The 13,167-nt window shown below is 69.1% G+C and carries 11 protein-coding genes; 8 read left to right on the top strand and 3 right to left on the bottom strand.

Annotation, left to right across the window (positions count from 1 at the left end; genetic code table 11):
• Positions 1–19 precede the first annotated feature (19 nt).
• Positions 20–496: a tRNA (cytidine(34)-2'-O)-methyltransferase gene (locus tag HND91_RS14780; RefSeq protein ID WP_181707358.1), complete on the bottom strand. Its 477-nt coding sequence runs from the start codon at positions 494–496 to the stop codon at positions 20–22.
• 631 nt (positions 497–1,127) lie between these two features.
• Here HND91_RS14780 and HND91_RS14775 point away from each other — a divergent pair.
• The 6 genes from HND91_RS14775 (at position 1,128) to HND91_RS14750 (ending at position 10,301) form a co-directional block, all read left to right on the top strand.
• Positions 1,128–2,990 (top strand): ABC transporter ATP-binding protein, encoded by a 1,863-nt coding sequence (locus HND91_RS14775; protein WP_181707357.1) that lies wholly within the window; start codon positions 1,128–1,130, stop codon positions 2,988–2,990.
• A gap of 683 nt (positions 2,991–3,673) precedes the next feature.
• A complete protein-coding gene (locus tag HND91_RS14770) occupies positions 3,674–5,575 on the top strand; it encodes an ABC transporter ATP-binding protein (RefSeq protein ID WP_181707356.1) in 1,902 nt (633 codons plus the stop codon).
• A 475-nt stretch (positions 5,576–6,050) separates the two neighbouring features.
• On the top strand, positions 6,051–6,614 hold the full coding sequence (petA, locus tag HND91_RS14765) for a ubiquinol-cytochrome c reductase iron-sulfur subunit (RefSeq protein WP_181707355.1): 564 nt from the start codon (positions 6,051–6,053) through the stop codon (positions 6,612–6,614).
• A 26-nt stretch (positions 6,615–6,640) separates the two neighbouring features.
• Positions 6,641–7,933: a cytochrome b gene (locus tag HND91_RS14760; RefSeq protein ID WP_181707354.1), complete on the top strand. Its 1,293-nt coding sequence runs from the start codon at positions 6,641–6,643 to the stop codon at positions 7,931–7,933.
• Between the two features lie 28 nt (positions 7,934–7,961).
• The gene (locus tag HND91_RS14755) at positions 7,962–8,846 is read left to right on the top strand and encodes a cytochrome c1 (protein WP_246329488.1); all 885 of its coding nucleotides are present in this window, start codon (positions 7,962–7,964) and stop codon (positions 8,844–8,846) included.
• 579 nt (positions 8,847–9,425) lie between these two features.
• Positions 9,426–10,301, top strand: a complete 876-nt coding sequence (locus HND91_RS14750; protein ID WP_181707353.1) for an S-methyl-5'-thioadenosine phosphorylase — start codon at positions 9,426–9,428, stop codon at positions 10,299–10,301.
• Positions 10,302–10,429: 128 nt separating this feature from the next.
• Here the strand turns inward: HND91_RS14750 and HND91_RS14745 are convergent, their stop codons facing one another.
• On the bottom strand, positions 10,430–10,621 hold the full coding sequence (locus tag HND91_RS14745; RefSeq protein ID WP_181707352.1) for a hypothetical protein: 192 nt from the start codon (positions 10,619–10,621) through the stop codon (positions 10,430–10,432).
• A gap of 139 nt (positions 10,622–10,760) precedes the next feature.
• On the opposite strand from HND91_RS14745, the gene HND91_RS14740 reads away from it, so the two are divergent.
• Positions 10,761–11,288: an adenine phosphoribosyltransferase gene (locus HND91_RS14740; protein WP_181707351.1), complete on the top strand. Its 528-nt coding sequence runs from the start codon at positions 10,761–10,763 to the stop codon at positions 11,286–11,288.
• 158 nt (positions 11,289–11,446) lie between these two features.
• Here the strand turns inward: HND91_RS14740 and HND91_RS14735 are convergent, their stop codons facing one another.
• Positions 11,447–12,388 carry a LysR family transcriptional regulator gene (locus HND91_RS14735; protein ID WP_181707350.1) on the bottom strand — a complete coding sequence of 314 codons (942 nt, stop codon included), beginning with the start codon at positions 12,386–12,388 and terminating at the stop codon, positions 11,447–11,449.
• Positions 12,389–12,512: 124 nt separating this feature from the next.
• Between HND91_RS14735 and HND91_RS14730 the strand changes: the two genes are divergently transcribed.
• Entirely contained in the window at positions 12,513–13,154 is a 642-nt protein-coding gene (locus tag HND91_RS14730; RefSeq protein ID WP_181707349.1) for a DsbA family protein, read from the top strand.
• The last annotated feature ends 13 nt before the right edge of the window (positions 13,155–13,167 follow it).

Below are 13,167 nucleotides of genomic sequence, written 5' to 3'. Positions count from 1 at the left end.
CTGGACGGGGGCGGGGACGTCAGGCGGACGGTTGGCCGGGCTCCGGGAGGGCGGCCGTCTGGCGGAGGGCCTCGCCGAGGATCATGGCGCCGGCGAGGGCGACGTTGATCGATCGCAGGCCCGGCCGCATCGGGATGGTGACGCGGACGTCGGCGCGGTCGTGGACCGCGTCGGGTACGCCGGCGGACTCGCGGCCGAGGAGGAGCACATCCCCTGGCAGGAAGGCGTGAGCGGGGTAGGGGCGATCCGACCGGGTGGTCGCGAGCACGATGCGCCGACCCTCCGCCTCGACCCAGTCCAGGAAGGCGGTCCAGCCGGCGTGGCGGTGGAGGACGGCCGCGTCCAGGTAGTCGAGGCCGGCCCGCCTGAGCGCCTTGTCGGAGAGGTCGAACCCGGCCGGTCCGATCACGTGGACGGGGACGCCGAGACAGGCGCCGAGGCGCAAGAGCGTGCCGGTGTTCTGGGGAATGTCGGGCTGGTAGAGCGCAAGGTCCATGACGCCGGGTATAGCGGGCGCCGGCCGGTCCGTTAAGGGCTCCGCCCCCGGCCGCGCCCGGTGGAGCGCTTGAGCGAACGAGGGGAAAGCCCGGGTCGGAGGCTTGAGGGAAAGCACCCGACCCGGGAGAGGTCTTGACGGACACCCTAGGGAAGGCGACCGCGGACAGAGAGCCTGACCGGATGGTGCGGTACCGTCCGGCTTCGCGTGCAGTGGTTGGAGACGGACCACCAACGCGGGTTCAACTTATCGCAGGTGTGCTGCGCCTGGCGTCACTCAAAAGGGTGATGACGCGCTGCACAAGAATGTATTCGGCATATAAAATTAGCCAAGGCGGGCGCACTCCCGTCCCGCCGACGGCCGATCGGGCGACCGGCTCCGCCTGCCCGGAAAGGCGTCGGACGGCCTTCCTGTTCGCGACGAAAAGCGCTATGTCCCTGGCCTGGAGCGAACAAAGCGCCCGGCGCCCGTTCATCGCCCTTGCCGCCAGGCCATGGGTGCGGGCCATGCCGACGAGAAGCGCGCACCACGTTCCGGCAGCAGGGGAAGTGCGGCCCGAGGGCCGACGACCATATCGCGCCGCGGCCTCCTCCGCGCCGCGCCCGTGACCCGTCGTGGAGTCGGCCCGCTCATGTTCGCGTTTTTTGAAAGACTGATCGATCCGTTCCGCTCCCATCCGGTGGTGCAGCCGCCGTCGGACCTGCGGGCCTTCTACTGGCACCACGTGCGCCAGATGTGGCCGGTGCTCGTCGCCCTCCTGGTGGTGGGCTTCTTCGTGGCGCTGATCGAGGTGCAGCTCTTCCGCTACATCTCAGAGCTCGTCGACCTTCTCGCTTCCACGACGCCGGAGCGGGTGTTCGCCGACCACGGCTGGACCTTCGTCTTCATGGCGCTGGTGGTGGGCGTCGGCCGGCCGCTGGCGACCTTCCTGCACGACCTTCTCGTCCACCAGGCGATCGCGCCCGGCTTCACCAACCTGATCCGGTGGCAGAACCACCGGCACGTGCTGCGGCAGTCGATCAGCTTCTTCAACAACGACTTCGCCGGCCGCGTCGCCACCAAGGTGGTGCAGACCGGGCCCTCGTTGCGCGAGTCGATCGTGACGGTCGCGGACGCGCTGTGGTTCGTGTCGCTCTACGTGGTGAGCGCCCTCGTGCTGTTCTTCCAGGCCGACTGGCGCCTCGCGGCGCCGATCGTGATCTGGATCGGGATCTATCTCGTCATCCTGCGCAGCTTCATCCCGCGCCTCGCCAAGGCGGCGGAGGTGATGTCGGAGGCGCGCTCCACGCTGACCGGCCGCATCGTGGACAGCTACACCAACATGCAGACGGTGAAGCTGTTCGCCCATGCGGAGCGGGAGGACGACTACGCCCGGGACGCCCTGACCGACCACACGAAGAAGTTCCAGCACCAGCAGCGCCTGATCACGTCCATGACCACGTCGATCAGCGTGACCAACTCCATGCTGCTGCTGATCATCGGGTCGCTCGCGGTCTACCTCTGGAGCCTCGGGGCGATCTCGGTCGGCGCCATCGCGCTGGTCGGCGGCCTCGCCATCCGCATCGTCAACATGTCCGGCTGGATCATGTGGGAGGTGACCGGCATCTTCGAGAACATCGGCACGGTGCAGGACGGCATCACCACCATCGCCCAGCCGCACACGGTGCTGGACCGCCCGGCCGCCCCGGCGCTGGCGGTGACCGGCGGCGAGGTGCGATTCGACGACGTGCACTTCCACTACGGCAAGCGGAAGGGCGTGCTCGACGGCGTGTCGCTGACCATCCGGCCGGGCGAGAAGATCGGCCTTGTGGGACCGTCGGGGGCGGGCAAGTCCACGCTGGTGAACGTGTTCCTGCGCCTCTACGACCTGGAGGGCGGTCGCATCCTGATCGACGGGCAGAACATCGCCGACGTGCGCCAGGACTCCTTGCGCGCGGCCATCGGCATGGTGACGCAGGACACCTCGCTGCTGCACCGCTCGATCCGGGACAACATCAAGTACGGCCGGCCGGACGCCTCCGACGAGGACATGATCGCTGCGGCGAAGGCCGCGCACGCCCACGACTTCATCCCGGACCTTTCCGACAACCACGGCCGGCGCGGCTACGAAGCCCATGTGGGCGAGCGGGGCGTGAAGCTTTCGGGCGGGCAACGGCAGCGGATCGCGATCGCCCGGGTGCTGTTGAAGAACGCCCCGATCCTGGTGCTCGACGAGGCGACGAGCGCCCTCGACAGCGACGTGGAGGCGGCGATCCAGGACAGCCTGGACACGCTGATGGAAGGCAAGACGGTGATCGCCATCGCGCACCGGCTGTCGACCATCGCCCGCATGGACCGACTGGTGGTGATGGACCGGGGCCGCATCGTGGAGATGGGTAGCCACCAGGAGCTGGTGGAGAAGGGCGGCCTCTACGCGGGCCTCTGGACGCGCCAGACCGGCGGGTTCCTGCACCTCGACGACGGGGCGGCGGAGCGGGAGCAGGCGGCGGAGTAGGGGGCGCCGGTGCCTGGCGCCGTGATGCGGGGGGTGATTCACGCTCGCGGGCCATGACGTTGGGAGGTGGAATGCGTGGGTGGTCCGCGTTCGCGGACCATGACGGTCGCGGCGGGGGCGGGCAGGTGCGCCCCTCGCTCTCGCCGTCGCCGCCGTCAGGGTCCGGTTCATCCGGACCATGGACGCGTCTCATCGGTCGGTGGTGGGGCTTGAGGCGACACATGCGTGGGTGGTCCGCGTTCGCGGACCATGACGGTCGTGGCCGGCGTGCAGGTGCGCTCCTCCCTCTCGCCCCCGCCGTCGTCATGGTCCGGTTCATCCGGACCACCCACGCATTTCATAGGTCGGTGGTGGGGCTTGAGGCGACACATGCATGGATGGTCCGCGTTCGCGGACCATGACGGTCGCGGCGGGGGCGGGCAGGTGCGCTCCTCGCTCTCGCCGTCGCCGTCGTCAGGGTTCGGTTCATCCGGACCATGGACGCATCTCATCTGTCGGTGGTGGGGCTTGAGGCGACACATGCGTGGGTGGTCCGCGTTCGCGGACCATGACGGTCGCGGCGGGAGCGGGCAGGTGTTTGCGGGGCGGGAGGGCGGGACTGCTGACAGGTTCCGGCGGCGCGGGCCTTGCCAACGGGCGGCGGGTGCCCACAACTCCCCGACATGACCGCGACCGCTCCCCGCATGCTAGACCGCCTGTTCGGTTTCTTCGAAAGCCGGATCGATCCCTTGAAGCCGACGGAGGGCCTGCATCCGCTGGCGCCGCCGACCACCGTGTGGCGGGTGGTGAAGGCCTTCTTCGCCGAGACCGGGTGGGCGGTGGTGCTGATGATCGCGCTCACCAGCCTGACCACGGCGGTGGAGATCGCGATCCCTTGGATGATCGGGCGGATCGTGGACCTCGTCTCGGCGACGCCGTCGGACGCCTTCCTGGAGGCGCACTGGGCCGATCTGGTGGCGTTCGCGATCCTATTGGTGGTGGTGCGGCCGCTGGTGACGGTGTTCGCCTCGCTGGTGCGCAACCAGACGCTGCTCCGGAACGTGGGCGTGCTGGTGCGCTGGCGGACCCACGAATACGTGTCGCGGGCGGACATCTCCTTCTTCCAGAACGACTTCGTCGGCCGGATCGCCACCAAGGTGGGGCAGACCGGGCAGGCCATCCGGTCGCTGGTGCGGCAGATGGCGGACCAGCTGCTCTACGCGCTGCTGTTCCTGTCCGGCACTGTGGCCTTCCTGCTGGCGCAGCATCCCTATTTCGCCGCGCCGGTGCTGCTTTGGGCGGCGGCCTTCGTGGCGATCCTCCGGGTCTATCTGCCGCGAAGCCGGGCGGCGGCGCGGCGGGTGTCGGAGACGGCGTCCATCTTCACCGGGCGGATCGTGGACGGCTATTCCAACTACATGACCGTGCGGCTCTTCACCGGCGTCGGGCGCGAGGACGGGCACGTGCGCGACGCGCTGGTCTCGGGCATCGAGGCGAGCACGGTGCAGCAGCGCTACCTGACCACGCTGGCGGTGACGCTGACCTTCATGAACGGCATCCTGCTGGCCTCCGGCGCGCTGATCGGCGTGCACCTGTGGCGGCAGGAACTGGCGAGCGCCGGCGACATCGCGGCGGTGCTGGCGCTGCTGGTGCAGATCCACGGCCTGTCGCGGGCGGCGGTGTTCAACCTCGGCGACGTCTACGATTCCATCGGCACGCTGGAGGACTCGGTCCGCTCGCTGGCCAAGCCCCAGGTGGTGCGGGACCGGGCGGACGCGCCGCCGCTGGCGGTAAGCCGCGGCGAGGTGCGGTTCGAGGACGCGCGCTTCGACTACGGGCGGCTGGTGGAGGGCGGCGCGCGGCGGCCGGCGCTGGACGGGATCGACCTCACCCTGCGGCCGGGCGAGAAGATCGGGCTGGTGGGGCCTTCGGGGGCGGGGAAGTCGACGCTGGTGAACGTGCTCCTGAGGCTCTACGACCTGGAGGGCGGGCGGATCCTGATCGACGGGCAGGACATCGCGGCGGTGCGGCAGGACAGCCTGCGGGCGGCGGTGGGCGTGGTGACGCAGGACACCTCGCTGCTGCACCGGTCGATCCGGGACAACATCGGCTACGGACGGCCGGAGGCGAGCGAGGACGAGCTGCGGGCGGCGGCCCGGCAGGCGCGGGCGGACGCCTTCATCGAGGACCTGATCGACGCACGCGGGCGGCGCGGCTTCGACGCCCACGTGGGCGAGCGCGGCGTGAAGCTGTCCGGCGGCCAGCGGCAGCGGATCGCCATCGCGCGGGTGCTCCTGAAGAACGCCCCGATCCTGGTGCTGGACGAGGCGACGAGCGCCCTCGACAGCGACGTGGAGGCGGCGATCCAGGAGAGCCTGGACGAATTGATGAGAGGCAAGACGGTGATCGCCATCGCGCATCGCCTCTCCACCATCGCCCGGATGGACCGGCTGGTGGTGATGGACCAGGGACGGATCGTGGAGACGGGCACCCACGCCGAGCTCGTCGCCAAGGGCGGGCTCTACGCGGGGCTCTGGACGCGGCAGACGGGCGGATTCCTGGGGCTGGACGAGAAGGAGGATGCGGCTGCCGAAGCCTTGGGCTGAGCCGCCGCGCGCGGACCGGCCGGACACCGGCATTTGTCGGACCAGCGGCGGCGTCGCCTGAAGCATGCATGCCGTTTTCCGGAGGTGCGGCGGATGGGCGCAGACGAGCGGCCCGGAAGCCGCGGTTTTCCGCCACAAACCATGCCGATGGGCTGATCGGCCACGCTAATGGTGCGTTGCGACAAAGCGTCATGACCCGATGCCGGGCATCCCCTTTCTGCCTAACTGGACTTCTGCAAGGGATGGTGCAAAAAGAACGCCGATCCGGGTAAGAAACCAGCGGTCGGCAGGGGGCGGACTCACGGCCCTCCCACACGTCCGTTCGGCTTTCATCCCGCCCGCCATCGGTTTTGCGCGCCATGCCTTTCGCACGGCGACGCCCGGCCGGGGCGGCATGGTTGCATGACCTGCGGCCCCACCGTTCGGTGGCGTGAAAGGACCGGCCGCGAGGGTCTCGTCGAGAAGGAACTCATTCGTGGCCAATACCGCCAGTCCCGCCGATCCGACACGCCGCGACTTTCTCTACCTGACGACCGGCGCCATGGGCGTCGTCGGCACCGCCGCGGCCCTCTGGCCGTTCATCGACCAGATGAACCCGGACGCGTCCACGCGCGCGCTCGCCTCCATCGAGGTGGACATCGGCGCGATCGAACCCGGCCAGTCGATCACCGTGCAGTGGCGCGGCAAGCCGGTGTTCATCCGCAACCGCACGCCGGAGGAGATCGAGGCCGCCAAGTCCGTGCCGCTCGCCGAGCTGCGCGACCCGCTGGCGCGCAACGACAACGCCGCCGCGGACGCGGACGCCTCCGACGCCAACCGGGCGACGGACGGCATGGAGAACATCCTCGTGATGGTCGGCGTGTGCACCCACCTCGGCTGCATCCCGCTCGGCCAGCAGGGCGAGTACGGCGGCTGGTTCTGCCCGTGCCACGGCTCGCACTACGACACGGCCGGACGCATCCGGAAGGGTCCGGCGCCCGAGAACATGCACGTCCCGGTCTATACCTTCGTCAACGACACCCGGCTGCGCATCGGCTGACCCCAGCGCTTCGCGAGGAGAATTCCATGTCCGGTCATTCGACCTACGAGCCCCGCACCGGGGTGGAGAAGTGGCTCGAGCGGCGCCTTCCGATCGTGCGCCTGATGCACGACACCGCCGTCTCCTATCCGACGCCGCGCAACCTGAACTACTTCTGGACCTTCGGCGCCATCCTGGTCTTCATGCTGGTGGTGCAGATCCTCACCGGCGTGGTGCTGGCCATGCACTACGCGGCCAACTCGGCCGTGGCCTTCCAGTCCGTCGAAGCCATCATGCGCGACGTGAACTGGGGCTGGCTCCTGCGCTACATGCACGCCAACGGCGCGTCCATGTTCTTCATCGCCGTGTTCATCCACATGTTCAAGGCGATGTACTACGGCTCCTACAAGGAGCCGCGCGAGCTTCTGTGGATCCTCGGCGTGATCATCCTGCTCCTCATGATGGCGACCGCCTTCATGGGCTACGTGCTGCCGTGGGGCCAGATGAGCTTCTGGGGCGCCACCGTGATCACCAACTTCTTCACGGCCATCCCGCTCGTCGGCGAGCCGATCCAGACGCTGCTGATCGGCGGCTTCGCGGTCGACAACGCGACGCTGAACCGCTTCTTCTCGCTGCACTATCTCCTGCCGTTCATGATCTTCGGCGTGGTGATCCTGCACATCTGGGCGCTGCACGTCTCGGGCCAGAACAACCCGCTCGGCATCGACACCAAGTCCGAGAAGGACACGGTTCCGTTCACGCCCTACGCCACCCTGAAGGACGTGTTCGCGCTGGTGGTGTTCTGCCTCTTCTTCGGCTGGTTCCTGTTCTTCCAGCCGAACTACCTCGGCCATCCGGACAACTACATCCAGGCCAACCCGCTGGTGACGCCCGCGCACATCGTGCCGGAATGGTACTTCCTGCCGTTCTACGCCATCCTGCGCGCCATCACCTTCGACATCGGGCCGATCAACTCCAAGCTCGGCGGCGTCATCGCCATGTTCGGGTCGATCGCCATCCTGGTGTTCCTGCCCTGGCTGGACACCTCGAAGGTGCGCTCGGCCCGGTTCCGTCCGCTGTTCAAGATCTTCTTCTGGGTGTTCGCGATCACCTGCGTGATGCTCGGCTGGCTGGGCTCGCGCCCGGCGGAGGGCGGCTACGTGCTGGCGGCGCAGCTCTTCACGGCCTACTACTTCGCGCACTTCCTGATCGTGCTGCCGCTGCTCGGCTTCCTGGAGACGCCGAAGCCGCTGCCGACGTCGATCACGGACGCGGTGCTGGCCAAGAACGGCGGCCACGCGCATCCGGTGGGCGCCGCGGCGTCGCCCGAGAAGCACTGACGAGACCCGACGGAAGGATCGATCCACCATGACCAAGACCATGATCCGTTGGGCCGCCGCCGCCGTTCTCGGCGTCGGCCTCGGCTTCGGCGGCTTCGCCGCCGTCGCCCAGGAGGAGCACGGGGCCGAGGAGGCCCACGCGCCCACCCACTTCCCGATCTACAAGCCCGAGTACGTGGACTGGAGCTTCGCCGGCCCGTTCGGGACCTTCGACAAGGGCCAGCTGCAGCGCGGCTACAAGGTCTACAAGGAGGTCTGCGCCAGCTGCCACTCCATGAGCCTCGTGAAGTTCCGCAACCTCGCCGAAGAGGGCGGGCCGGGCTTCACCGAGGAGCAGGCGAAGGTGCTGGCGGCCGAGTACACGATCGTCGACGGCGTCGACGACTCCGGCGAGCCGCTGGAGCGCCCGCGCGAGCTGAAGGACCCGTTCCCGTCGCCGTTCCCGAACGACAACGCGGCCCGCGCGTCGAACGGCGGCGCCCTGCCGCCGGACTTCTCGCTGATCGCGAAGGCCCGGGCGGTGGAGCGCGGCTTCCCGCAGTTCGTGTTCGACATCTTCGTGCCCTACCAGGAACAGGGACCGGACTACATCCACGCGCTCCTGACCGGCTACCAGGATCCGCCGGAAGGCGTGACGGTGCCGGAAGGCCAGTACTACAACCCGTATTTCATTTCCGGCATGTCGCTGGCGATGGCCCCGCCGCTCTCCGACGAGGTGGTGGAGTATACGGACGGTACGCCGATGACCGTGGACCAGTATTCCAAGGACGTGGCCGCCTTCCTGATGTGGGCCGCCGAGCCCCACCTGGAAGCGCGCAAGCGCCTGGGCTTCCACGCCATGATCTTCATGGCGGTGTTCGCGGGGCTGCTGTACCTGACCAAGCGCAAGGTCTGGCGCGACGTGGCGCACTGATCCGAACGGACGGCGATGCGAAGGGGGCTCCGGAAACGGGGCCCCTTTTTCGTTGGGGCGGGAGATGCGTGGGTGGTCCGCCTGCGCGGACCATGACGGTGGAGGATGGTGGGAGGTGGGTGGGGAAGCTGCCGACGGTGGTCGCCGCCGGCGACGTGGCGGACGGGTGACCCTCGCCATCACCCCTCACCCGTCATGGTCCGCGCAGGCGGACCACCCACGCATTTGGTGCGGCGGGGGAAGGATGCGTGGGTGGTCCGGATGAACCGGACCATGACGGTCGCGGGTGATGAGCACGGCGGTGGAAAGCGCCGACCGTCGCTCGGGTTTCCTCCTAGCGAGCGTCCAACCCGTCATGGTCCGCGGAGGCGGACCACCCATGCATTCGGCGCGGCTGGGGAAGGATGCGTGGGTGGTCCGGATGAACCGGACCATGACGGTGGAGGGGACTGTGGCGGGGACGGCGGTGGAGAGGGCGGCGGGGAGGCGGGAGAGGGACGATGCCGGGCGGCGGGCGCTCTTTTCCCTGAACGGGCGGCGTGGTCTTCTGGCCGAACTGCAAACGGGAGCGGACGGACCATGGCTAGGACGGTGCTGGGGGTGATCGGGGGGTCGGGGCTCTATGACCTGCCGGGGCTCGAAGGGGCGGAATGGGTGACGGTGGAGAGCCCGTGGGGCGCGCCGTCGGACCAGGTGCGGGTGGGCTCGGTGGACGGGCTGACGGTGGCCTTCCTGCCGCGGCACGGGCGCGGGCACCGGATCTCGCCGACGGGCATCAACTACCGGGCCAACATCGACGTGATGAAGCGCCTGGGGGTGACCGACCTCGTATCCGTGTCGGCGGTCGGGTCGCTGCGGGAGGATCTGGCGCCGGGCACCTTCGTGCTGGTGGACCAGTTCATCGACCGCACCGTCGCGCGGGAGAAATCCTTCTTCGGCGACGGCTGCGTCGCCCACGTGGCGTTCGGCCATCCGGTGAGCCCGCTGCTGGTGGACGCGGTGGCGGCGGCCGCGGAGGCGGAGGGCATCCCGGCGGTCCGGGGCGGGACCTATCTGGCGATGGAGGGTCCGCAGTTCTCCACCAAGGCGGAGAGCGAACTCTACCGGGCGTGGGGCTGCTCGGTGATCGGCATGACCAACATGCCGGAGGCCAAGCTCGCCCGGGAGGCGGAGATCTGCTACGCGACCGTCGCCATGGTGACCGACTTCGACTGCTGGCACCCGGACCACGACGTGGTGGACGTGGCGCAGGTGGTGAAGGTGCTGCACCAGAACGCCCACAAGGCCCAGGCCCTGGTGGGGCGGCTCGCCCGGACGATCCCGCGCGAGCATCCGGCCTGCCCGGTGGGCTCCGACACGGCGCTCGAATACGCGCTGATCACCCGGCCGGACGCGCGGGATCCGGCGATTCTCGCCAAGCTGGACGCGGTGGCCGGGCGGGTGCTGGGGCGCTGACGGCCGGGTGCCGGGGTGCTGACGGCCAGGTGCCAGGGCGCTGACGGCCGGGTGCCGGGGCGCTGACGGCCGGGTGCTTCGGCGGCCGACCGGGACCGGGATTGCGGCCGCCGGATCGGGCCGGCTCGTCACCAGTGCATGGAGCCGGACATCATGCCTCCGAACAGGAGGAAGACGAGGCCGACCACCACGTTGACCAGGATGGCCAGGATGATGGCGGCCGGGATGGACGCGAGGGCGATCTTCAGCAGGATGAGAATCAGCCGGCCGAACGGGATGTCCACGTCGGTGATGACGATGCGGGTGGGCGTTTCGGGCATGACGGGCTCCATGAGGTCTGCCGAGGGGCGTCGGGAGGCTGCCGGGATCGGCACTTCCGGTCGGCGGGCTCTCGCGGATGCGAGCGGCCCGTTGTAGGAAGGACGACAGCGTTCCCGCTCCTCACACCCGAGTCCAGCCATGAACCTCGCCGACACCATCCGGGCCATTCCGGACTACCCGAAGCCGGGCATCGTCTTCCGCGACATCACCACCCTTCTCGGCGACGCGCGCGCCTTCCGGCGCACGGTGGACGAGCTGGTGCAGCCGTGGGCGGGCGGCAAGATCGACAAGGTGGCCGGCATCGAGGCCCGCGGCTTTATCCTGGGCGGCGCGGTGGCGCATCAGCTTTCGGCCGGCTTCGTGCCGGTGCGCAAGAAGGGCAAGCTGCCGCACGAGACCGTGTCGATCGCCTACAGCCTGGAATATGGCGTGGACGAGATGGAGGTCCACAAGGACGCCATCCTGCCGGGCGAGCGGGTGATCCTGGTGGACGACCTGATCGCCACCGGCGGCACCGCCACGGCGGCCGCCACCCTGATCCGCGGGCTCGGCGCGGTGGTGGAGGCGGCCTGCTTCATCGTGGACCTGCCCGACCTCGGCGGCGCGAACAAGCTGCGCGCCATGGACGTGCCGGTGCGCACCCTGATCGAGTTCGAGGGACATTGAGGAAGGCGCACTCGCGCGGTCCGATCGTGCGGGTCCTGGAGGGAATGCGTAGATGGTTCGCCTTCGCGGACCACGACGAGTTGGAACGTCGAGCTTGGTTTAACGTGGTCCGCCCTTCGCGGACCATGAGGTGCCAGCGCTGCGAGCCTGGTTTGAGGTCATGCGGGTGGCCCGCCGTCGCGGACCAAGACGCGTTGGCCGGAGGCTGCCGCTTCCCGGCTCCGCTCGGCCTCGGACAGCATGGTCACGAAGGCGGTGACCTTCGCGGGCCGAAAGCGGGCGGGCGGGAAGACGGCGTGGATACCGCCTGAGAGCAGCCGCCATTCGGGCACCGCCTCGACGAGGCCACCGGTGGCGAGATCGTCCTCGATCTGATAGCCCGGCAGCACCGCGAGCCCCGCCCCGGCTTTCACCGCAGCCAGAACGGCTGGCGTGGCGTTGGTCGAGATCGCCGCCTTCATGCGGACGGTGCGCCGGGCGAGATCGCCACGACTGAACTCCCAGACGAGCGGCTCGCGGAGGGCCGTGTTGGCGACGAAAGGAAGATCGGAGAGCGCCTCCGGATCGACGATTCGGGCGAGCCGGTCGGCAAAGACCGCGCCCGCCACCATCCGCTGCTGAAAGGATCCGATCCGACGCGCCTGCAGGCTGGAATCCGTGAGCCAGCCGAGCCGGATCGCCATGTCGGCGTCGCCGGCCGCAAGGTCGGTCCGCTCGTCGCCGAGCGTGAGGTCGACCCGGCAAGCCGGATGGCGAGCCACGAAAGCGGCCGCCACAGGCACGACCGCCGTGGTGCCGTAGTCGTTGGGCGCCAGGATCCGCAGAGTTCCGGTGGGTTCGGCCGCCGCCTCGGCCAATTCGGAGAAGGCGTCCTCCGCTTCCCTGAGGATCAGTCGGCAGCGGACGTGGAAGGCAAGTCCGGCTTCCGTCGGGCGGACGCGGCGGGTGGTGCGCACGAGGAGCGTGGTCCCGACATCCTTTTCCAGCTGCGCGACCTGCTGGCTGACGACGGCCTTGGTGATCCCGAGCCGCTCTGCCGCCTTGGTGAACGAACCCGTGTCGACCACGGCGGCGTAATAGGCGAGGCGATTGAGGTTCAAGGCGGCCCTCCACGGCCGGTCGGTGGATCAGGATTGTTAGTCTTGGACTGACAGTCCGTCAAATTCGTAGGTCTTCTGTATCCATTCGCAGAGCGCCATCTTGCTGTCGACCAACGAGGTTGAGATGAGCGAACCGACCACGATCACCTATCTTTTCGATCCCTTCTGCGGCTGGTGCTACGGCGCCATGCCGGCCCTTTCAGCGCTGTCCGGGCGGCCGGGCATCACGGTCGAGATGGCGCCGACGGGTCTTTTCTCGGGCGACGGCGCCCGGCCGATCGACGAGGGCTTCGCGGCCTTCGCCTGGTCGAACGACCAGCGGATCGCCCGGATCACCGGCCAGCGCTTCTCGGACGCCTATCGCGAGAAAATCCTGGGCGAGCGCTCGCGCCGGTTCGATTCCGGCCCGGCGAGCCTGGCGCTCACGGCTGTCTCGCTGGAGGCGCCCGATCGGGAGCTTCAGATTCTCCAGGCCTTTCAGACCGCCCGCTATGAGGACGGCCGCGACACGGCGGATCCGACCGTGCTGGCCGCGGTGCTCGTCGAAATGGGCCTCCCGTCCGTGGCGGCGCGCATTGCCGCGCCGGACGAAGCGCTTCTGGCCGCCCACCGGGACCGGGTGGCGGCGGCGCGGGCCGCGATGCGCCGCGTGCGGGCCGAGGGGGTTCCGACCGTGATCGCCGAAACCCCGAGCGGCAGGCGGGTGATCCCGTCCGCCGTGCTCTACGGGGACGCCGACGGCCTTCTGGCCGAACTCGGCGCATGAGACCGGCCCCGCC

This window comes from Chthonobacter rhizosphaerae (assembly GCF_013839525.1).
In the GTDB taxonomy this organism is placed as follows: Bacteria; Pseudomonadota; Alphaproteobacteria; order Rhizobiales; family Pleomorphomonadaceae; genus Chthonobacter; species Chthonobacter rhizosphaerae.
This window is presented reverse-complemented; position numbering and strand designations above follow the sequence as displayed.